Origin of the sequence: Microbacterium sp. nov. GSS16, from assembly GCF_028198145.1 — a bacterium.
GTDB lineage: Bacteria > Actinomycetota > Actinomycetes > Actinomycetales > Microbacteriaceae > Microbacterium.
The window spans coordinates 293,436-313,770 of sequence record NZ_CP116338.1 but is presented as its reverse complement, the minus strand read 5'-3'; the positions used below and the strand labels follow the sequence as shown (position 1 = coordinate 313,770).

At 70.2% G+C, this 20,335-nt stretch carries 20 protein-coding genes; 14 read left to right on the top strand and 6 right to left on the bottom strand.

Annotated elements, in window-relative coordinates; all coding sequences use genetic code 11:
- Position 1 precedes the first annotated feature (1 nt).
- Positions 2–958, top strand: coding sequence for a hypothetical protein (locus tag PGB26_RS01435; protein ID WP_271638528.1), 957 nt, complete (start codon positions 2–4; stop codon positions 956–958).
- A 204-nt stretch (positions 959–1,162) separates the two neighbouring features.
- Here PGB26_RS01435 and PGB26_RS01430 read toward each other — a convergent pair whose 3' ends face one another.
- Positions 1,163–1,861, bottom strand: coding sequence for a peptidylprolyl isomerase (locus tag PGB26_RS01430; protein ID WP_271638527.1), 699 nt, complete (start codon positions 1,859–1,861; stop codon positions 1,163–1,165).
- Positions 1,862–1,931: 70 nt separating this feature from the next.
- On the opposite strand from PGB26_RS01430, the gene PGB26_RS01425 reads away from it, so the two are divergent.
- The 9 genes from PGB26_RS01425 (at position 1,932) to PGB26_RS01385 (ending at position 10,645) form a co-directional block, all read left to right on the top strand.
- Complete coding sequence (locus PGB26_RS01425; RefSeq protein ID WP_271638526.1) at positions 1,932–2,843, top strand: 1,4-dihydroxy-2-naphthoyl-CoA synthase; 912 nt, start codon at positions 1,932–1,934, stop codon at positions 2,841–2,843.
- A gap of 10 nt (positions 2,844–2,853) precedes the next feature.
- Positions 2,854–3,981, top strand: coding sequence for an AMP-binding protein (locus PGB26_RS01420; RefSeq protein ID WP_271638525.1), 1,128 nt, complete (start codon positions 2,854–2,856; stop codon positions 3,979–3,981).
- A gap of 50 nt (positions 3,982–4,031) precedes the next feature.
- A complete protein-coding gene (locus PGB26_RS01415) occupies positions 4,032–4,823 on the top strand; it encodes a class I SAM-dependent methyltransferase (RefSeq protein WP_271638524.1) in 792 nt (263 codons plus the stop codon).
- Positions 4,824–5,034: 211 nt separating this feature from the next.
- The gene (locus PGB26_RS01410; protein WP_271638523.1) at positions 5,035–6,249 is read left to right on the top strand and encodes a sensor histidine kinase; all 1,215 of its coding nucleotides are present in this window, start codon (positions 5,035–5,037) and stop codon (positions 6,247–6,249) included.
- A 27-nt stretch (positions 6,250–6,276) separates the two neighbouring features.
- Positions 6,277–6,912, top strand: coding sequence for a response regulator (locus tag PGB26_RS01405; protein WP_271638522.1), 636 nt, complete (start codon positions 6,277–6,279; stop codon positions 6,910–6,912).
- Positions 6,913–7,014: 102 nt separating this feature from the next.
- Positions 7,015–7,776 (top strand): ABC transporter ATP-binding protein, encoded by a 762-nt coding sequence (locus PGB26_RS01400; protein WP_271638521.1) that lies wholly within the window; start codon positions 7,015–7,017, stop codon positions 7,774–7,776.
- A gap of 41 nt (positions 7,777–7,817) precedes the next feature.
- Entirely contained in the window at positions 7,818–9,269 is a 1,452-nt protein-coding gene (locus tag PGB26_RS01395; RefSeq protein WP_442923023.1) for an FtsX-like permease family protein, read from the top strand.
- Positions 9,270–9,402: 133 nt separating this feature from the next.
- A complete protein-coding gene (locus tag PGB26_RS01390) occupies positions 9,403–10,083 on the top strand; it encodes a 2-phosphosulfolactate phosphatase (protein ID WP_271638520.1) in 681 nt (226 codons plus the stop codon).
- Between the two features lie 187 nt (positions 10,084–10,270).
- On the top strand, positions 10,271–10,645 hold the full coding sequence (locus tag PGB26_RS01385) for a DUF3054 domain-containing protein (protein WP_271638519.1): 375 nt from the start codon (positions 10,271–10,273) through the stop codon (positions 10,643–10,645).
- A gap of 181 nt (positions 10,646–10,826) precedes the next feature.
- Here the strand turns inward: PGB26_RS01385 and PGB26_RS01380 are convergent, their stop codons facing one another.
- The 4 genes from PGB26_RS01380 to PGB26_RS01365 all read right to left on the bottom strand — a co-directional run bounded on the left by PGB26_RS01380 (position 10,827) and on the right by PGB26_RS01365 (position 14,250).
- Complete coding sequence (locus PGB26_RS01380) at positions 10,827–11,315, bottom strand: SprT-like domain-containing protein (protein WP_271638518.1); 489 nt, start codon at positions 11,313–11,315, stop codon at positions 10,827–10,829.
- 115 nt (positions 11,316–11,430) lie between these two features.
- On the bottom strand, positions 11,431–11,961 hold the full coding sequence (locus PGB26_RS01375; RefSeq protein WP_271638517.1) for a hypothetical protein: 531 nt from the start codon (positions 11,959–11,961) through the stop codon (positions 11,431–11,433).
- Positions 11,962–12,066: 105 nt separating this feature from the next.
- Positions 12,067–12,936 (bottom strand): spermidine synthase, encoded by an 870-nt coding sequence (locus tag PGB26_RS01370; RefSeq protein WP_271638516.1) that lies wholly within the window; start codon positions 12,934–12,936, stop codon positions 12,067–12,069.
- Between the two features lie 69 nt (positions 12,937–13,005).
- Entirely contained in the window at positions 13,006–14,250 is a 1,245-nt protein-coding gene (locus PGB26_RS01365) for an LCP family protein (RefSeq protein WP_271638515.1), read from the bottom strand.
- Positions 14,251–14,413: 163 nt separating this feature from the next.
- Between PGB26_RS01365 and PGB26_RS01360 the strand changes: the two genes are divergently transcribed.
- The 4 genes from PGB26_RS01360 (at position 14,414) to PGB26_RS01345 (ending at position 19,787) form a co-directional block, all read left to right on the top strand.
- Positions 14,414–16,090, top strand: a complete 1,677-nt coding sequence (locus tag PGB26_RS01360) for an ABC transporter substrate-binding protein (RefSeq protein ID WP_271638514.1) — start codon at positions 14,414–14,416, stop codon at positions 16,088–16,090.
- 69 nt (positions 16,091–16,159) lie between these two features.
- Entirely contained in the window at positions 16,160–17,164 is a 1,005-nt protein-coding gene (locus PGB26_RS01355; RefSeq protein ID WP_271638513.1) for an ABC transporter permease, read from the top strand.
- Positions 17,164–18,111 (top strand): ABC transporter permease, encoded by a 948-nt coding sequence (locus PGB26_RS01350; protein ID WP_271638512.1) that lies wholly within the window; start codon positions 17,164–17,166, stop codon positions 18,109–18,111. The genes PGB26_RS01355 and PGB26_RS01350 overlap by 1 nt, the downstream gene beginning before the upstream one ends.
- Before the next feature lie 11 nt (positions 18,112–18,122).
- Positions 18,123–19,787, top strand: coding sequence for an ABC transporter ATP-binding protein (locus PGB26_RS01345; protein WP_271638511.1), 1,665 nt, complete (start codon positions 18,123–18,125; stop codon positions 19,785–19,787).
- A 9-nt stretch (positions 19,788–19,796) separates the two neighbouring features.
- Here the strand turns inward: PGB26_RS01345 and PGB26_RS01340 are convergent, their stop codons facing one another.
- Positions 19,797–20,300: a hypothetical protein gene (locus tag PGB26_RS01340; RefSeq protein ID WP_271638510.1), complete on the bottom strand. Its 504-nt coding sequence runs from the start codon at positions 20,298–20,300 to the stop codon at positions 19,797–19,799.
- Positions 20,301–20,335 lie beyond the last annotated feature (35 nt).

Here is a 20,335-nt window from a genome sequence, read left to right as displayed (position 1 = left end):
CATGACCGCCACACTGACCGACCGGTACATCGCCGCCACCGTGCGAAGCCTCCCAGCCGGACTGCAGAAGGAGGTCGGCGACGAGCTGCGCGCCTCGATCGCGGATGCCGTCGACGCCCGCACCGAGAACGGCGAGACCTTCGAGCATGCCGAGCACGCCGTGCTCACCGAACTGGGCGATCCCGCGGCGCTGGCCGCGGGATACGCCGATCGGCCGCTGCATCTGATCGGGCCGAAGTACTACCTGACCTGGTGGCGGCTGCTGAAGATCCTGCTCGCCATCGTGCCGGCCTGCGCATTCGGCGGGGTCGCGATCGCGCAGGCCCTCGCCGGCGCCGGCATCGGCGAGATCATCGGCGAGGCCATCGTCGTCGCTCTGTCGGTGATCGTGCACGTCTCGTTCTGGACGACGCTGGTCTTCTTCATCCTCGAGCGGACGGGGGCCGACACCGGCGTCAGGTGGAGCGTCGATCAGCTGCCCGAAGATGCGCAGAGCGGCGCCGGGCACGCCGATCTGATCGCCTCGCTGATCATGCTCGCGCTGTTCGCCGGGGTGCTCGTATGGGATCAGCTGCGCGGCTGGACGGCCTCCGTTGATGAGCCGCTGTCGATCCTGAACCCGGGGTTGTGGCCGTGGGGCATCGGCGCGCTGCTGGCGCTGCTCGTCGCCGAGGCCGTGCTCTCGGTCGCGGTCTTCGCTCGCGGGCACTGGACGATGACGTTCGCGTGGATCAATGCCGCCCTGGCGGCAGTCGTCATGGTGCTCGCCCTGACCGCGCTGATGAACGGGATGCTGTACAACCCGCGCTTCGTCGACGATGTGTTCCTGAGCAACGGGGCGGGGGATGACGCCGTGACCGTCCTGGCCGTGCTCACCGGCATCGGCATCGTGGGCATCGCCGTCGGCGACATGATCGACGGCTGGCGCAAGGCCGCCCGCGCCCGTCTGGCCCGCTGATCCGCGGCTGCCCTCCCGGCGGCGAGCGCTGACCGGCGAGCTCCCGCCGGCGGGCACCGACGGCCGGCACCGACGGCCGGCACCCACCGCCGAGCGCTGAGACCCCCAGACAACGCCGAGACCCCCACCTGCGGACGTTCCGAGGTGGGGGTCTCGATGCGAAGAGACGTCTCGGCGCAGAAGACGGCGCCGGGGTGCGCGGCGTCAGCCCTTGGTGACGCTCTCGATCATGACCGGGGTCTTCGGAGCCCCGTCGGGGCCGCCGTTCTCGGTGCCGGCGGATGCGACATCCGCGACGATCGCGGTGGACGTCTCGTCGAGGTGGCCGAAAACCGTGTAGCTCGGCGGCAGCTGGCTGTCGGCGTAGACGATGAAGAACTGCGACCCGTTGGTGTCGGGGCCGGCGTTGGCCATCGCGAGCGTGCCGGCCTCGTAGGTCTCGGAGCCGTCGAGTTCGTCGGCGAACGAGTAGCCGGGACCGCCCGTTCCCTTCGCGCTCGGGTCGCCGCACTGCAGCACGAAGATGCCGTCGGTGGTGAGTCGATGGCAGGTGGTGCCGTCGAAGTAGCCCTGCTCGGCGAGCGAGAGGAAGCTGTTCACTGTGCACGGCGTTTTCGAGGCGTCGAGCGTGGTCTTCAGCTCGCCCACGCCCGTCGTGATCGTGACGGGCACCTCGCCTGTCTCGGTGGGCTCGCCAGCGGGTGCGTCGACAGCCTTCGACGCGGGGCGGCCGTCCTGCGGGTAGGAGCAGGTTCCGGGAGCCTGCGTCGCGGACGACGACGGCGCGGGATCCGATGAGCCCGGATCCGCGGCATCCGGATTCGACGCGCAGCCCGCCAGGGCGAGCGCCGCAGCGGCGGTGAGAGCGAGCACGGAACGGCGGAGGTGAGTTGTCAGGCGCACGCCACGATCGTACGCGAGCTGGCCATGCGACCCGGTCGCACCTGTCCGGCGGTTGATTAGGCTGAGTGCCGTGACCGCCGACTTCGTCTCCGACATCTTCGATCCGTCCGAGTGGCAGCTCGCCCCCGGAGCCGAGGACTACACCGACATCACCGCGCACGTGTCGCGCGACGGGGGCGTCGCCCGCATCGCGTTCGACCGGCCCGAGGTGCGCAACGCGTTCCGCCCGCATACGGTCGACGAGCTCTACCGTGCCCTCGACATCGCTCGGCAGGACCCCCGCATCGGCGCCGTGCTGCTCACCGGCAACGGCCCGAGTCCGAAGGACGGCGGCTGGGCGTTCTGCTCGGGCGGCGACCAGCGCATCCGCGGTCGCGACGGCTACAAGTACTCCGACGACGAGGCGACGGTGCACGACACCGCGCGCGCCGGCCGGCTGCACATCCTCGAGGTGCAGCGGCTGATCCGGTTCCTGCCCAAGGTCGTGATCGCCGTCGTCCCGGGCTGGGCGGCCGGCGGCGGGCACTCGCTGCACGTGGTGTGCGACCTGACGATCGCGAGTGCCGAGCACGGTCGGTTCAAGCAGACGGATGCCGACGTGGGCAGCTTCGACGCCGGCTACGGCTCGGCGTACATGGCGCGCCAGACCGGGCAGAAGATCGCCCGCGAGGTGTTCTTCCTCGCCGAGGAGTACTCGGCCCAGCGCGCCTACGAGATGGGTGCGGTCAACCGCGTCGTGCCGCACGCCGAGCTCGAGCGCGAGGCGCTGAAGATGGCGCGCACGGTGCTGACGAAGTCGCCCACCGCGATCCGGATGCTGAAGTTCGCCTTCAATGCTGTGGACGACGGACTGGTCGGCCAGCAGGTGTTCGCCGGCGAGGCGACCCGCCTGGCCTACGGCACCGACGAGGCCGTCGAGGGCCGCGATTCGTTCCTCGAGAAGCGCGACCCGGACTGGTCGCCTTTCCCTTACCACTTCTGAGCTCGTGGCCGTGACGAGTCTGCGGGAGATCGACGGCGCGGATGCGGCCGCGGTGCGGGATGCTCTTCCCGCAGCGCTTGACGGATCGAGCCCTCTGGCCCTCGGCTTCGAGCCGTCGGCGGAGGATGTCGTGCCCGCAGGCACGGCGGTGGTCATCGCGACGTCCGGGTCCAGCGGCATCCCCAAACGCGTCGTGCTCAGCGCCGCTGCCCTGCGCGCGAGTGCTGAGGCGACCGTCCCACGCCTCGGGTCCGGCCAGTGGATGCTCGCCCTGCCCGCCGCATACATCGCCGGTGTGCAGGTGCTGGCGCGCTCGCTGCTCGCCGGCTACGAGCCGGTGCTGCTCGCCGGGCGGTTCACCGTCAACTCGTTCGTCGACGCGACGGAGCGGATGCGCGACGACGTGCACCGCTTCACCTCGTTCGTACCCGCACAGCTGGCCACGCTGCTCGACGCGGCCGAATCACGACCGGAGGTGCGCGACGCGCTCGCGTCGTACCGGGCGATCCTCGTCGGCGGTCAGGCGCTGCCCGAGCAGCAGCGCATGCGCGCCGCGGCCGCGGGCGCGCGGATCGTGCGCACCTACGGCTCCAGCGAGACCGCGGGCGGATGCGTGTACGACGGCATCCCGCTCGACGGAGTCCGCCTCGTCGAGGTCGATGGCGAGATCCGCATCGGCGGGCTGATGCTCGCCGACGGATATCTCGGCGACGCCGAGCGCTCGGAGCAGGTGTTCGTCACCGCACCCGACGGCGCCCGCTGGTACCGCACCGGAGACGCCGGCACGATCGGCGACGACGGACGTCTTTCCATCACCGGCCGCATCGACAACGTGATCGTGTCGGGCGGGATCAACGTGTCGCTCGACCGCGTCGAGCGGATCGTGCGCGGCGTCCCGGGCTTGGAGCAGGCGGTCGTCGTCGGCATGCCCGATGAGCGCTGGGGAGAGGCATCCGTCATCTTCCTCGCCGCCGGCGTCGGCGATGTCGAGGAGATGTTCGAGCAGGCCCGCGCTCTCGTCTCGGCCGAGATCGGCCCGCACGCGCGTCCCGCCCAGCTCGAGGTCTCTCCCGAGCTGCCCACTCTGGCATCCGGCAAACCCGATCGCGAGGCGCTGCGCAGGATGGCTCGCGACTGAGCCCGACGCACGGCGCGAGCGGTGAATCCCGCTGCGACATACTGGCGAGCATGGCCGTCTACACTCACGGGCACCACGACTCGGTGCTGCGCTCGCACAACACTCGCACGGTCGCGAATTCCGCCGCGTACCTCGAAGCGCACCTCGCCCCTGATGCGCACCTGCTCGATGTCGGCGCAGGACCGGGGACGATCACCGTCGACTTCGCCGGTCGGGTCGCCCGGGTCACAGCCACCGAGATCTCCGACGACGCTCTTGCCCTCTCGCAAAGGCTCGCCGCCGAACGAGGCGTGACGAACATCGACTTCTCGGTGGAGGACGTGCACGCGCTGAGCTTCGCCGACGACACCTTCGACATCGTGCACGCCCACCAGGTGCTGCAGCACGTCGGCGACCCGGTGCAGGCGCTGCGTGAGATGCGCCGCGTCGTGAAGCCGGGCGGAACCGTCGCTGCGCGCGATGCAGACTACGCGGGGTTCATCTGGTTCCCCCTGCTGCCCGAGCTCGATGAGTGGCTGCGGCTGTATCGGGCGGCGGCGCGGCTCAACGGCGGCGAGCCGGATGCGGGGCGCCGCCTGCTGTCATGGGCGCGAGCTGCGGGGTTCAGCGACATCACCGCCACCGCGTCGACCTGGTGCTACGCGACGCCCGAGGAACGCAGCTGGTGGGGTGGGATGTGGGCCGACCGCATCCTGCAGTCCGCGCTCGCGATCCAGCTCGAGCGCGAGGGGCTCGCCACCCGTGCGCAGCTGCAGCAGATCAGCGATGCCTGGCACCGGTGGGCATCCGATGACGACGGCTGGTACCTCGTGCCGCACGGCGAGATCGTCTGCCGCGCCTGATCTCTCGACGCCGCGGCGCCACGCACCGGCCGCCGGCGCGCCCGCCGGGACCGAATGGCTGCTTCGGATGCCGGGGAGGGGGCCGTTCGGGCCCACTCGGCATGCCTCGGATGATCGAAGGTGAGGCAGCCGATCGGGCCCCGGCAGGCGACGACCCGGGATACATCTGCAGGCGGACGCGCCTCGCCACGCGCTCTCGTAGCGTGAAAGGGTGATCCGCCGCATCCCGATGACCTGGCTCGCTCTCGACATCCTCGGGGCGCTCGTCGGCCTGCTGATCACGCTGCCGCTCTCGCTGGCTTTCAGCGCCGGGCAGATGAGCTTCTGGCTGCCCGACAGCAGGGCTACGGTGGCGCTCGTCGTCACGTCGCTGCTGGTCTGGGGCGCCGTGGCGATCAGTCGCCTCTCCCCGGCGATTGCGCTGATCGTGGCCTGGGCGGGCGCGCTCCTGCAGATGTCCGCCGGGCTGCCCCCGGCACCGATCGACGTCGCGATCTTCGGGGTGCTGTTCGCGACGTCGGCGTGGGGCTCGAAGCGCGTGCTCTGGCTCGGCGGCGCCTCGGCCGTCGGCGGCGGGGTGGTAGGCGGGCTCTACATCGGCCTTCTGCAGTACGACTTCGGAACGCTCACGGCCACCTCGCCGATCGAGCTGCGACTCGTTCTGCTGAGCGTGACCATGGGCCTGACCATCGTGCTCTCGCTGGCTCTGGCCTGGGGTGCGGGACTGCTGTGGCGGCTGGTGCGGCAGAGCAGGGCGAACCGCGAGGCGCAGCAGCGCGCCGAGGCGGCGGCCGCCGAAGAGCAGGAGCGGGTGCGCATCGCCCGCGACATGCACGACATCGTCGCGCACTCCCTCGCCGTCGTGATCGCGCAGTCCGATGGCGCGCGCTACGCCGCGGCCCAGAAGCCCGAGCTCGCCCAGGAGGCGCTCGCCACGATCGCGCAGACCGCACGATCAGCGCTGTCGGACGTGCGGATGCTGCTGACTCAGCTGCGCCACCGTCAGGGCGACGGACCGCAGCCCGCCCTCGCCGACCTCGAGGCCCTGTTCGCCCAGGTGCGTCAAGCCGGCATCCAGCCGCGGGTCACCGTCGACCCGATGCCGCCCGCCGAGCCGCCGGGGGCGATCCAGCTCGCCGTCTACCGCATCCTGCAGGAGGCCCTCACCAACGCGATCCGTCACGGCGGGGACGATGTCGATGTGCGGCTTTCGTGGTGGGCGGATCGAGTCGACATCGCCGTGCGCAACGGCATCCCCCCGGCGAAACAGCAAAGGCCCGGAGTGCCGCCCGCGCACAGCGGCGGCCACGGGCTCATCGGCATGCGTGAGCGTGCCCAGCTGGTCGGCGGTGCGCTCACCGTGCAACATGAACCGGCCCGGTTCACCGTGCGCGCTACGCTTCCGATCGGCCCCTCGGCGAACTGAGCGGCCGAAGACGACCAGGAGGTCAGGATGATCAGGGTCGTGCTCGTCGACGATCAGGTGCTGTTCCGGGCGGGCGTGCGGATGCTCGTCTCGTCGCAGCCCGACATGGACGTGGTCGGCGAAGCCGGCGACGGCCGGGAGGCGCTCGAGGTCATCGAGCGCACGCGTCCCGACGTCGTGCTGATGGACATCCGGATGCCCGTGATGGACGGCCTGACGGCGACAGCGGAACTGCTCGCCCAGCCCGACCCGCCGCGGGTCGTCATGCTCACCACGTTCGATCTCGACGAGGCCGCGGCGCGGGCGATCCAGAGAGGGGCGAGTGGCTTCCTGCTCAAGGACGCCGATCCCGAGTTCCTGCTCGCCGCCATCCGCACGGTGGAGTCCGGATCGAGTGTGATCGCGGCATCCGCCACCCGCGAGCTGTTCGCGCACTTCACCGCCGAGACCAAGCCGGTGCCGCCGGAGTACGCCGACCTCACCGACCGGGAACGCGAGATCTTCGCGCTCGCCGCGCGAGGGCTGTCGAACTCCGAGATCGCGGCGCGGGAGTTCCTCAGCGAGGCCACCGTGAAGACGCACATCAGCCGCATCCTCACCAAGCTGCGCCTGCGTGATCGCGTGCAGCTGGTCGTCTTCGCCTTCGAGCACGGCCTCGCCTGACGCGACGTACACCGACCGCGGCTGCGGATCATCCTCGCGATGTATCCGGATGCCATCCCGAGGCCGATGCGGCAGGCCGGGCCCGGAAAATAGCGTCGAAGCATGGAGATCACGACCTCGGACCTCGGCCTCGCCGCACGCGTCCAGCACCTCACCAAGACCTACGGGGCCGGAGCCGCCGGCGTCCGCGCCCTCGATGACGTCAGCGTCGGCATCCGTCGCGGTCAGTTCACTGCGATCATGGGCCCGTCCGGATCGGGCAAGTCCACGCTCATGCACATCATGGCCGGCCTCGACGCCCCCACCGAGGGGCGCGCGTGGATCGGAGACACCGAGATCACCGGTCTCGGCGACCTCGAGATGACCGTGCTGCGCCGCCGCCGCGTCGGCTTCATCTTCCAGGCGTTCAATCTGGTGCCCACCCTCGACGCGCTCGGCAACATCCTGCTGCCGTTCGAGCTCGACGGGCGCCGGCCGACGGCCATCGAGCGGGCGCGCATCGACGCTCTCGTCGAGCGCCTCGGCCTGGCATCCCGGCTCACCCACCGGCCGCACGAGCTGTCGGGCGGACAGCAGCAGCGCGTCGCGATCGCCCGCGCGCTCGCTACCGCACCCGACCTCGTGTTCGCCGACGAGCCGACCGGCAACCTCGACTCGCGCAGCGGCCGCGAGGTGCTCGAGCTGCTCGCGAGCGCGAGCCGTGAGCACGGCCAGTCGATCGCCATGGTCACGCACGATGCGATCGCCGCGAGTCACGCCGACCGCGTGCTGTTCCTCGGCGACGGGCGAATCACCGCCGACCATCCGAAGCAGAGCGCCGAGCAGATCGCGGCGCACATGCTCGCCGCGGAGGTGGCGGCGTGAGCGCGCCGGTGACGTCGGCCGTGCCCGGTGCGTCGGCCCCGATGATGTCGCGCCTCGAGCTGAGCCGCCCGCGGGCGAGCCGATTCGGCTGGCTGCGTGAGCGGGGGATGGGCGCCAGCATCCTGGTCTCGGCGCTCGCGGCCGCGTTCGGCGTGATCCTCGTCGAGGTGACCGCCTACATCGGCGCCGTGCTGCAGTCCGACCCGTTCATCGGCGACAGCGAGGTTCTGGCTATCGTCGTGACGATCCTGTCGGTGCTGCTCGTTGCGGTCGCGATGTACGTGGCGGCGATCGTCACCGCGAACACGTTCTCGACGATCATCGCCGGCCGCACCCGGCGCATCGCCCTGCTGCGTCTGATCGGCGCGTCGGCGCGGTCGCAGCGCTCGGAGGTGACAGGCCAGGGGTTCGTCGTCGGCCTGATCGGGGCGGGCATCGGGCTGGTCATCGGAGTCGCCCTCTCCGCACTCGGGGTGCTGCTCGGCGACGCCCTGCTCGACGGCGCATCCGACGGCTTCACCCTCGTGCAGGCGGGTGTGCTCTTCCCTGTCGTCGGCGTCGCCCTGACGACGTGGCTCGCCGCCTGGATCGGATCGCGGCGCGTGCTCACGGTCACTCCGCTGCAGGCGCTCGGCGGCTCCGTCGAGCGCACGCACGACGACGAGGCCGGCCACCGCGGCAAGCACGTGGGCGCTCTGGTGCTCATCGTCGCGGGGGTGGCGCTGCTGGTGGCTGGCGTGCTGCTCGGCCTGATCACCCCGCTCGGCGTGGTGGTGGCGTTCTTCGGGGGACTGTTCTCGTTCACCGGGCTCGCCACCGCGTCGCCGCTGTTCATGCCGCCCGTGCTGCGCCTGGTCGGCCGTCTCTTCGGCACCGGGCCGACCGCCCGGCTTGCCGCCGAGAACGCGCTGCGGCACCCCGAGCGCTCGAGCCGTATGGCGATCGGCGTGGTGATGGGTGTGGCGCTCGTGACGATGTTCGCGGTGGCCCTGGAGTCGGTCAAGGCGCTGCTGATGCGCCAGAGCGAGGGCGAGTTCGTCGACGGCTTCTTCGCCCCGATGGACGCCTTCGCGAGCATCATGATGGTGCTGGTGGCTGTGTCGGCGGTGATCGCCGCGGTCGGCCTGGTCAACCTGCTCACGATCGGGGTGGTGCAGCGTCGCCGTGAGCTGGGGCTGCTGCGCGCGATCGGGCTGACCTCGGCTCAGGTGCGCCGGATGGTGCTGCTCGAGGCCGTGCACATCACGGTGGCTGCGACCCTCACCGGGCTCGTGCTCGGCATCGCGTACGGCTGGATCGCTGCGCAGTCGCTGCTCGGCTCGGTGCCCGTGCTGCCCGACTTCGAGCCGGCCGGGATGGTCTATCCGGCGGTGCCGTGGATCCCGGTGGCGATCATCATCGTCGCCACCGCGGTGCTCACGGTCGTCGCCGCGGTCACCCCGACCCGTTTGGCCACCCGGGTCGCCCCTGTCGAGGCCCTCGCCGCCGACTGACGTCGGCGCCCTGCCCGCCCTGCCGACACCCCGTCGTATCGCCGGGACCCCGTGCTGTTCGCGTTCGCAGCACGGGGTCTCGGCGACAGCACGGGGTCTCGGCGATGAGGGTGGTGGGGATTAGGCTTGACGGATGCCCTCGCAGTTCGACCAGTCCTCGTATCAGGTGCGTCTCGAGTGGGGCGCGCAGGGGCTCGCACGACTGGCTCCCGCCGACGTCGTGATCGTCGTCGACGTGCTGCGTTTCTCCTCCACACTCGCCGACGCGGTCGCCTCCGGCCAGGGGAGAACGCTGGCGGACGCCATGCGGTGGTCGACGAACGGCGCGACGGTCGCCGCTGCCGCGTCGACTCCGACTGTTCCGGATGCCCGTCCCGCGACGGTGCTGATCGGCGCCATCCGCAACGCGGCGGCGACCGCTCGCGCGGTGATGGCCGTGCAGGAGCGCCAGGGCGCCCGCGCCTCGGTCTCGATCGTCGCCGCGGGTGAACTCGCGCCCGGCGGCGAGCTGCGCTTCGCGGTCGAGGATCAGCTCGGTGCCGGAGCGATCGTCGCCGCGCTGTGCGACCTCGGCATCGACCATTCGTCGCCCGAGGCGGCCGCGGCGGCGGAGGCGTTCCGCGCCCTGCGGCCGGGGCTGCGGCACATGCTCGTCGGCAGCGGCTCCGGTCGCGAACTGGCCGATGGTGTGGCATCCACCGCTCGTATGGAGGCCGCGGGGGTGCGCCCGGCGACCACCGCGGAGGCGGCGGAGCTGGACGCCGTCGACGCCGTCCCCGTGCTGAACGAGGGTGTGTTCGAGCGTTTCCGCTGACCTCGCTGTCGGAGGTCTCAGGACATTCCGCCGTGGTCGGTGTGTCGCGGGGACGGCGCGGCGTTGGCATCCGGTTCGGTCTGGTGTGTCCGACGTCGGGGAGCGCTGTCGGCGGCCCGGGATTCCGGCGCTGCCCCGCACCGCGCGGCATCGTCGGCGCCATGATCCGGCGGCATAAGGTCGAAGCATGAGGTTTCTGCCCGCGATCATCGTCGACGCCGTGTTCGTGCTCGTCTTCGCGGCGATCGGCCGCGCATCGCATGATGAGAATCCGCTCGGCTTCCTGCTCACGGCCTGGCCGTTCCTCGTCGCGCTGGTCGTCGGCCACGCTCTCGCGGCACTCGTGCCCGCCAGGCCGCGACGGCCGTGGTCGCTCGGCTGGGGCCTGATCGTCTGGGTCGTGACCGTGGCCGGTGGGATGCTGCTGCGCCTCGCCACCGGCGACAGCGCCGAGACCCCGTTCATCGTCGTCGCCGCGCTCGTGCTCGCCGCGATGCTGCTCGGCTGGCGGCTGATCGCGCTCCTTGCGCGGCGTTATCGGGCCCCGCGCTCCGCGGAGTGAACGGCGCCGCCGCCCGAATCACAGGAGGTCTCTCGAAACGCACGAGGGATGCCTGGCGAAGCTCCTGCATTTCGTGCGAAGTCCTGCGTTTCGCGTGCGGTCCGGTAGAGCAGCGCAGCCCGGACTGAGCTCGGTCAGACGCAGGCGCCCGGCGTATCGCGACCGAGACGTGGAAGGATGCTCAGCGGGGCGACTGCGCGGCGAGCCGGTCGGCGGCGGTGATCTCGCGGCGGTGCCATTCGAACAGGAAGCGCCGGTCGAAGCGCCGAGAGCATTTGGCGCACGACGTCTCGCGTGCGGGTCGACGATGACGGTACGCGATATGACCGGCGGGGCATCGCCCGATCCACGGGGCGAGCTCGGTCGCCGTCTCACCCTGATGGGTGGTTCCGCCGACGTACCCGAGTGCTCGTGCGGTGCGCTTCCACGCCGGCCCGTGGCCCGCGGCGTGCCCGGCCAGGGCATGCGCGACCTCGTGCAGCAGAGTCTGATGGATCTCGTCGTCGTCGAATCGAGCGGCCAGATAACGCGACACCGAGATGCGACGACGCTGATAGTCGCACAGCCCGGCACGGCGCTTGGCGTTGTCGAAGTCGAACGACCACGACTCGTCGAGGTGCATCCGGATCAGCACGTCACCCCAGACGCGGACGCGATTCAGATCGGCCATGTGATCAGAGTAGGACCAGCCGCCGACATCGGCTCCAGACGAGCACGTCGGCGGCGCCGGGCGAGAGGTCGGCGGCTCCAGACGAGCACGTCAGCGGCTCTGGACGCAGGCGGTTCTAGACGAGTACGTCGGCCTGCATGGCGCTGCGCCGCTCGGCGGCCTCGATGGCGCGCAGCGCCTTCTCGAGATCGGAGTCGTCGGCGCCCGCCGCACGGCGCAGGAACAGCGAGCGCTTGAAGCTCTCTCGCGCCTGCTCGAAGTCGCGCATCTCGTACGCGTTCTTGCCGTGGTGCTGATGAGCGAAGGCCGCGATCCCGGCCCATCCCTGGCCCTCAGCCTCGTTCGCGCACGTGGCGAGCTCCTGGGCCGCCGCGGCGTGAGCGCCGCGGTTCTGCAGCACCGTGCCGTGCAGCACGCGAGCGCGCAGCAGATCCTTGCGGGTGCCGGCCATACGGGCCTGGCGCACTGCCTCATCGGCGAGATCGAGCGCCTCGTCGAGCCGGTCGAGCACCTTCAGCAGCCACACCCGCTCGAGCAGCACCGGCAGGCTGCGCTGGTTCTCGATCTCGGTCAACCGGGCCAGGCACTCGCGCGGATCCACCAGTTCTCGGAGGGTTTCTGGGTCGTAACCCTGGATCAAATTCACGACTGCTGGCTCCCTTCTGCGACCGTGGTCCCAGTCTGCCTCGCCTGTCTGAGAACCGGTCGAGGCTCGCCCTGCGATGCCGGGATCGGAGGTGGTGTCGGCGTCTCAGCGCAGGAAGATGCTCGCGTCGGGGCGGGGGGATGCCACGGCATCCGCGTCCGTGACGATCGCCGCCCCTTTCGCGAACGCCGCGACCTCGGCATCCTGAGCGATCTTCGCCGGATGCGGCCCCGCGGCCAGCAGCCGCGGCAGCCACTCGGTCGGCAGCGGAGTGCGCGACGCGGCCAGCACGAGGTTGCCGAATCGGCGGCCCTTCAGCACCTGGGTGTCGGCGAGCAGCGCGACCTCGTCGAACACGCTCATGGCGGTCGCCACCTGGCGGCGGGCGAACGCCAGCCCGGGCCCGTCAGCGACGTTCACCAGCAGCACCCCCGAGGGGGCGAGCAGGTCGGCGATCTCGCGGTAGAACTCGAGACTGGTCAGATGCGCGGGCGTCTGCGCACCCGAGAACACGTCCGAGACGACGAGGTCGCAGCGGCCGGCGAGGGCGGGCGGCAGCCGCCGCAGACCATCGCGCGCATCGCCGATGCGGATGCGGATCGCGGCCGAGCGCGGCAGGGGGAGGTGCTCGCGCACGAGCGCGACCAGCGGTCCCTCCAGCTCGATCACCTGCTGGCGCGATCCCGGCCTGGTCGCCTCGATGTAGCGGGGAACGGTCAGGGCGCCGGCGCCGAGATGCACGACGCTGAGCGGGGAGGATGCCGACGAGCCGAGCTGATCGATCACCGCACCCATCCGCACGATGTACTCGAAGTGCAGATGCGTGGGGTCATCGAGATCGACGTGCGACTGCGGCGTGCCGTCGACGATCAGCTCGAAGCCGCTGCCGAACTCGCTCGGCGCGACCTCTGCGATGCCGCCGTGATCGAGTCGCACCCGCGGGTTCGCGGCATCCCGCGCGCGTGCTCGTCCCATGCCTGTCTCCCGTGTCGAGCGGCCTGTGGAGTGCAAGTCGCGTGCTCGTCCCTGCCCCGAGGGTATCGGTCAGCGCCGCCTGCCGCCCGAGCAGGTCTGCTGGTTCAGGTCGATTCCGCTGATCTGCTCCGACAGCACGACGCCCTGGGTCGCGGAGGGTGCGGGGCTCGGCGCCTGGGATGCCGGGGCGGTGGCTTCGGGCGCGTCGGGCGTCGCCGGTGCGTCTTCCGCGACCACGCCGCCGTGGTTGCTGGCCTCTCCGGTGATCTGCATCGACTCGCCGGTGCGGATCGCCTCCCACATCGGGCCCGCGGCGCTCTCATCGGTCACGACGCGGTTCGGGTCGGACGGCGCCTCGACGGTGGGCAGCTGCAGGAACTTGAACTCCTCGAAGGGCACGTCCTTCAGCGCGAGTGCGAGCTGCGCGAGCCGCACCGGGTTGGCCAGCTCCCTGCTCGGGTCGACGTTGTCGGCGACCACGTTCGCCAGCCGCAGCACCTTCGGCACGTCGGTGAGGGTCTCGCTGCTGAGGATCGTCTTCGCCAGGCGCGACATGTACTGCTGCTGATTCGAGATGCGCGCGAGGTCGCTGCCGTCGCCGATGCCCTTGCGCACCCGGATGAACTGCAGCGCGTCGTAACCGGACACGGTGCGCAGCCCCGGCGGCCAGTCGATTCCGGTGTCGCGGTCGCGGATGCCGGTGCCGCCGATGCAGATCTCCACCCCGCCGATCGCGTCGGTGATCTTCATGACGCCGTCGAAGCTGAGCTTCGCGGCGAAGCCGATGTCGATTCCGCTCAGCGCGGCGACCGACTTCACCACGCACGACAGGCCGGCGCGCTCGAAGACGGTGTTGATCACCGCGGCTGACGATCCGGATGCCACCGAGCCGTCTTCACGTGTGCACTCGGGCACTTCGAGCATCAGGTCGCGCGGCAGCGACACGACGCTCACCTTGCGCGGCTCGGCCGAGACGTGCACGAGCAGGTTCACATCGTTGCGGATGCCGTCTTCACCGACGCACCGCGCGCCGAGCTTCTGCGTCGACACCTCGCCGCATTCGTCGGTTCCGACGAGGAGCACGGCGAACTCGCCGGGGTACGCCGCGAGCGACGGGGGAGCGACCTCGGGCGCATCCTCCAGGTCGACGGCATCCTGACCCACCCTCAGGGTGAGGTCGGCGGCGATGAACCCGCCGACACCGAGGGCCGAGACCGCCACGACGGCGAGGCCGATGCCCAGCATCCGCAGCGCGGACCCCCAGGCGGAGGGGGTGCGGTGCGGGGCGTGCTGAGCGACGGGGGTGCGCGTCATGGCATCCGACCCTACAGCGCCCGCTCCGGGCGCACCCGATATCGGATCGAAACACGCGAAAGGTTGGCGATCGGCGACGTCGCTGAGTAGCGTCAAGACATCATGTGCGGATGCGATGGGGCATCCGATTCATGCGAAGAAGCATTCCACAGAGAGGCACACCATGCTCCACAGCACCCGCAGGCGAGGGTTCGCCCTCGCCGCCGGCGCCGCCGTCGCAGCCATGCTGCTGACGGGCTGCGTCGCCAGCCAGCGTGACGACGACAACGGCTCGGACGCATCCGGCGACGTCGACAGCACCTTCGTGTTCGCCGCATCGTCCGACCCGCAGGGCCTCGACCCGGCGCTCGCACAGGACGGCGAGACCTTCCGCGTCTCGCGCCAGATCTTCGAGGGCCTCGTCGGCACCAAGCCCGGCACCGCCGACCCCGCTCCGCTGCTCGCCGAGTCGTGGGAGTCGTCCGAAGACGGCATGACCCACACCTTCGACCTGAAGACCGGGGTGACGTTCCACGACGGCACGCCGTTCAACGCCGAGGCCGTCTGCTTCAACTTCGACCGCTGGTACAACTGGACCGACCTGCTCGCGTCCGAGGCGCTCGGCTACTACTACAACAAGCTCTTCCGCGGCTATGCGTCCAACCCCGCAGACGCCGTCTACAAGTCGTGCACGCCCGACGGCGACGACAAGGTCACCATCGAGCTGAACAAGCCGTTCGCCGGCTTCGTCGCCTCGCTGTCTCTGCCCGCGTTCAGCATGCAGAGCCCGTCGGCGCTCGAGGAGTTCAAGGCCGACGAGGTCGGCGGAACGGCCGCCGCTCCGACGCTGTCGGAGTACGCCAAGGCGCACCCCGTCGGCACCGGCCCGTTCCAGTTCGATTCGTGGGCGCCCGGCGAGAACGTCACGCTCAAGGCCTACGACGACTACTGGGGCGAGCAGGGGCAGATCCAGGAGGTCATCTTCCGCGTGATCGACGACCCGACGGCGCGCCGTCAGGCACTCGAGGCCGGCGACATCGACGGTTACGACCTGGTCGGCCCGGCCGACACCAAGGCCCTGGAGGAGAAGGGCTTCAACATGGTGTCGCGCAAGCCGTTCACGGTTCTCTACCTCGGCTTCAACCAGGCGGTTCCCGAGCTGCAGGACATCAAGGTGCGCGAGGCGCTCTCGCACGCGATCGACAAGGACGCGCTGATCAAGCAGGTCCTGCCCGAGGGCACCGAGAAGGCCACGCAGTTCGTGCCGCCGGTGGTCAACGGCTACAACAAGGACGTCAAGACCTACGAGTACGACCCCGCCAAGGCGAAGTCGCTGCTCGAAGAGGCCGGCTACACGGCTGACAACCCGCTCACGCTGACGTTCAACTACCCGGTCAACGTGTCGCGTCCGTACATGCCCAACCCCGAGCAGATCTTCACCGTGCTGGCCAAGCAGCTCGAAGAGGCCGGTGTGAAGGTCAACCCGCAGACCGACGCGTGGAGCCCGGACTACCTCGAGAAGATCTCGAGCACGCCCGACCACGGCATCCACCTGCTCGGCTGGACCGGCGACTACAACGACACCGACAACTTCGTAGGCGTCTTCTTCGGGCAGCAGAGCGCGGAGTGGGGCTTCGACAACCCCGAGCTGTTCTCGGAGCTGGCGGATGCCCGTGGCATCTCGAACATCGACGACCAGACGAAGGCGTACGAGAAGATCAACGAGGATGTCGCGGAGTTCATCCCCGGCGTCCCGCTGGCGCACCCGGCACCGACGCTCGCCTTCGCCGAGCGGGTGAAGAGCTACCCAGCCAGCCCGGTGAACGACGAGGTCTTCTCGGAGATCGTCCTCACCAAGTAATGCCCGCCACGTCGTCCGCCTCGGACCAGTGAGGTCCGGGGCGGACGACGTGCCCCGACGGAGAACTTCGTGCTGCGTACTATCGGCAAGCGGCTGCTGCTGCTCATCCCCACACTTTTCGGCCTCAGCATCCTGCTGTTCGCCTGGGTCCGCGCCCTGCCGGGCGGACCGGCCGTCGCCCTGCTCGGTGAGAAGGCGACGCCGGCGGCCATCGAGCAGGTCAACCAGCTCTACGGCTTCGATCGACCCCTGCTCGAGCAGTACGTCACCTGGATCGGCAGGCTGCTGCAGGGCGACTTCGGCTCATCGATCGTCACCTCGCGGCCGGTCGTGGAGGAGTTCTTCCGCCGCTTCCCGGCCACGATCGAGCTCAGCGTCGCGGCGCTGATCTTCGCGGTCGGCGTCGGCATCCCGCTCGGCTACTGGGCGGCGCGCCGGCACGGCAGGTGGACCGACCACGGCGCGGTGATCTTCAGCCTGATCGGCATCACCATCCCGGTGTTCTTCCTGGCGTTCATCCTGAAGTACATCTTCGCCGTGCAGCTGGGCTGGCTGCCGTCAGACGGACGTCAGAGCCCGCGCATCAATGCGACGCACGTCACCGGGTTCTACGTGTGGGACGGCATCATCACCGGCGAGTTCGACGCCGCGTGGGACGCCGTCCTGCATCTGCTGCTTCCGGCTCTCGCCCTCGGCACGATCCCGCTGGCGATCATCGTGCGCATCACGAGGGCGAGTGTGCTCGAGGTGCAGAACGCCGACTACGTCCGCACCGGCAAGGCCAAGGGCGTCGCCTCGTCGACGCTGCGCAACCGGTTCATCCTGCGCAACGCCATGCTGCCGGTGATCACCACGATCGGTCTGCAGACCGGCCTGCTCATCTCGGGCGCGGTGCTCACCGAGACGGTGTTCGCGTATCCCGGCGTCGGGTCGTTCCTCGCGCAGTCGATCTTCGCGCGCGACTTCCCCGTGCTGCAGGGCTTCATCATCTTCATCGCGATCGCGTACGCGTTGATCAACCTGGCCGTCGACGTGTCGTACAGCCTGATCGATCCGAGAGTGAGGGTTCAGTGATGAGCGCAGTGCTCCCACCCGCACAGGGCGGCGGGGTGCTCGACACCGTCGCCGTCGCACAGGCCGATCTGAAGTCCGGCGGCGGCTTCTGGCGGGATGTGCTCCGCCGCCTGCGACGCAACCCGGCCGCCTGGTTCGGCGCCGTGATCGTGCTGCTGTTCCTGCTGGTCGCGGCGCTGGCGCCGCTGCTCGCCCCCTATCCCGAGCGTGCGCTCCCCGGCACCGAGTACATCACCCCCACCAGCATCCCCGGCATCGGCGAGATCGACGGGTTCCCACTCGGCCTCGACCGCTTCGGCGGCGACGTGCTGTCGAAGCTGATCTGGGGAGCGCAGGCCTCGCTGCTCGTCGGCGTGGTCTCGACCGCCCTCGGACTCGTCGGAGGCATGCTGCTGGGGCTGCTCGCCGGCACCTTCGGCGGCTGGGTCGACACGCTGATCATGCGCATCGTTGACATCATCCTCTCGGTGCCCAACCTGCTGCTGGCCGTGTCGATCGCCGCGATCCTCGGGCAGACGCCCTCTGCCGTGATGATCGCCATCGGAGCGTCTCAGGTGCCGATCTTCGCCCGCCTGCTGCGCGCGTCGATGCTGCAGCAGCGCTCGGCGGAGTACGTGCTCTCGGCGCAGACCCTCGGTCTCGGCCGCGGTCGCATCACCATGTCGCACGTGCTGCCGAACGCCATCGGCCCGGTCATCGTGCAGGGCACCTTGACGCTCGCCACCGCCGTGATCGACGCGGCGGCGCTGTCGTTTCTCGGCCTCGGCGGCGGCCGGCCCGAGACGGCCGAATGGGGGCGGATGCTGACCTACGCGCAGAACGAGCTCGCGATCGCCCCGCAGCTGGCCTTCCTGCCCGGCATCTGCATCGCCGTGACCGCGCTGGGCTTCACGCTGTTCGGCGAGGCGCTGCGCGAGGCCATGGACCCGAGGACGCGTGCGCGATGAGGAACGAGAGCATGAACACGAATCCGGATGCCGTGCGCCAGCCGCTGCTGCAGGTGTCGAACCTCGCCGTCGACTTCGGCACGATGGACGGCGTCGTGCACGCGGTCGAGGGCGTCGACCTCGAGATCGCCGCCGGCGAGACCGTCGCGATCGTCGGCGAGTCCGGCTCGGGCAAGTCGACCACCGCCATGGCCGTGATCGGTCTTCTCGCCTCGGGCGGGCGGGTGGCCGGAGGCAGCGTGACCCTCGACGGGCGCGAGCTGGTCGGCATCTCCGAGAACGAGATGCGCAAGATCCGCGGCCGCGACATCGGCATGGTGCCGCAGGACCCGATGTCGAACCTCAACCCGGTCGCCAAGATCGGCACCCAGGTCGCCGAGACGCTGCTCGCGCACGGCCTCGCCAACCGCGGCAACGTGCAGCAGAAGGTCGTCGAGGCGCTCTCGGCAGCCGGCCTGCCCGACCCCGAGCGTCGCGCAAAGCAGTATCCGCACGAGCTGTCGGGCGGTCTGCGTCAGCGTGCCCTCATCGCCATCGGCCTGGCCTGCCGCCCACGCCTGCTCATCGCCGACGAGCCCACCAGCGCCCTCGACGTGACGGTGCAGCAGACGATCCTCGACCAGCTCGACGAGATGACACGCGAGCTGGGCACCGCGGTGCTGCTGATCACCCATGACCTCGGACTCGCCGCCGAACGGGCACAGCGCGTGGTCGTCATGCATCGCGGGCGCGTCGTCGAGCAGGGCCCGGCGCGGCAGATCCTCGAAGACCCGCAGCATCCCTACACGCAGAGCCTCGTCAAGGCGGCGCCCTCGATCGCCGCGGCCCGGCTGCAGCCGGAGGTGTTCGAGGCGAGCCGCGAGACGGATGCCGGTGCGGAGCCCGTCAGCGACACCATCGTCGAGATCGAGGGGCTGCGCAAGGTCTACCCGATCCGCGGTCAGGCTGAGGACTTCGTCGCGGTCGACGACGTCTCGCTCGCGATCCCGCGCGGCAAGACCGTCGCGATCGTGGGGGAGTCGGGTTCGGGCAAGACGACCACGGCCCGCATGCTGCTCAAGCTCATCGAGCCGACCGCCGGCACGATCCGCTTCGAGGGCAACGACATCGCGAAGCTCGACCGCGCGCAGTCGCGCGAGTTCCGTCAGCGCGTGCAGCCGGTCTTCCAGGATCCGTACTCGAGCCTGAACCCGATGTTCACGATCGAGCGTCTGATCGCCGAGCCGCTGGAGTTCTACAAGCGCGGCAACCGCGCCGAGCGTCGCGCGCGCGTGCGAAAGCTGCTCGACGACGTCGCGCTGCCGCAGTCGATGCTGCAGCGTTATCCGTCGGAGCTGTCGGGCGGTCAGCGTCAGCGCGTCGCCATCGCACGCGCCCTCGCGCTCTCGCCCGACCTCATCGTCTGCGATGAGCCGGTCTCCGCGCTCGACGTGCTCGTGCAGGCGCAGATCCTCACGCTGCTCGGCGATCTGCAGAAGGAGTACGGGCTCAGCTATCTGTTCATCTCGCACGACCTCGCGGTGGTGCGCCTGATCAGTGACTACGTGTGCGTCATGAAAGACGGCGCGCTTGTCGAGGCGGCGAGCTCGGAGGAGATCTTCACGAACCCGCGCGATCCGTACACGCGCCGGCTGCTGGCATCCATTCCCGGCAACGAACTCGGCATCGCGTCCTGACGCGAGGCGTCAGTCCCGCAGTCCCGGGTCGCGCGCCCAGCGCCGTGCCAGCGCGCGCACCCGCAGGGCGCGCGCCTGCCACGAGGCCGAGAGCACGGGCCAGAGCAGCAGGGCGCCGGGCCCGTCGAAGGTGAGCCGGTCGCGCCAGAGAGTCCGTCCCGCCCGGCCGGGTGCGGGCGAGACCGCCATCTGGTGATCCCACACGTCGAGGCCGCCCAGCGGCCCGGTGAGCGGGATGCCGCTGTCGCGGAGGATGCGCACGGGGCCTCCTGGCCCGTCGAGCGTGCGGTCGCTGATGTGGATCAGCTGGGTCCCGACCGGGATGCGTCCGAACGCGGCGAGGCGCACGGGCACCTCGTCGCCCGGCATCCACCGCTCGGGCAGACCCTCCGGCAGCAGCGGCTGCATCTGCAGCAGCGGCGCGTACAGCTCGCCGACGATACGGGGCGAATGCAGGGCGCGCCACGCGGTGTCGGCGTCGCAGTCGATGGTGAACTTCAGCACGATGCGCATACTGCAGTGTCGCTCATACCCCAGCATCCGGCATT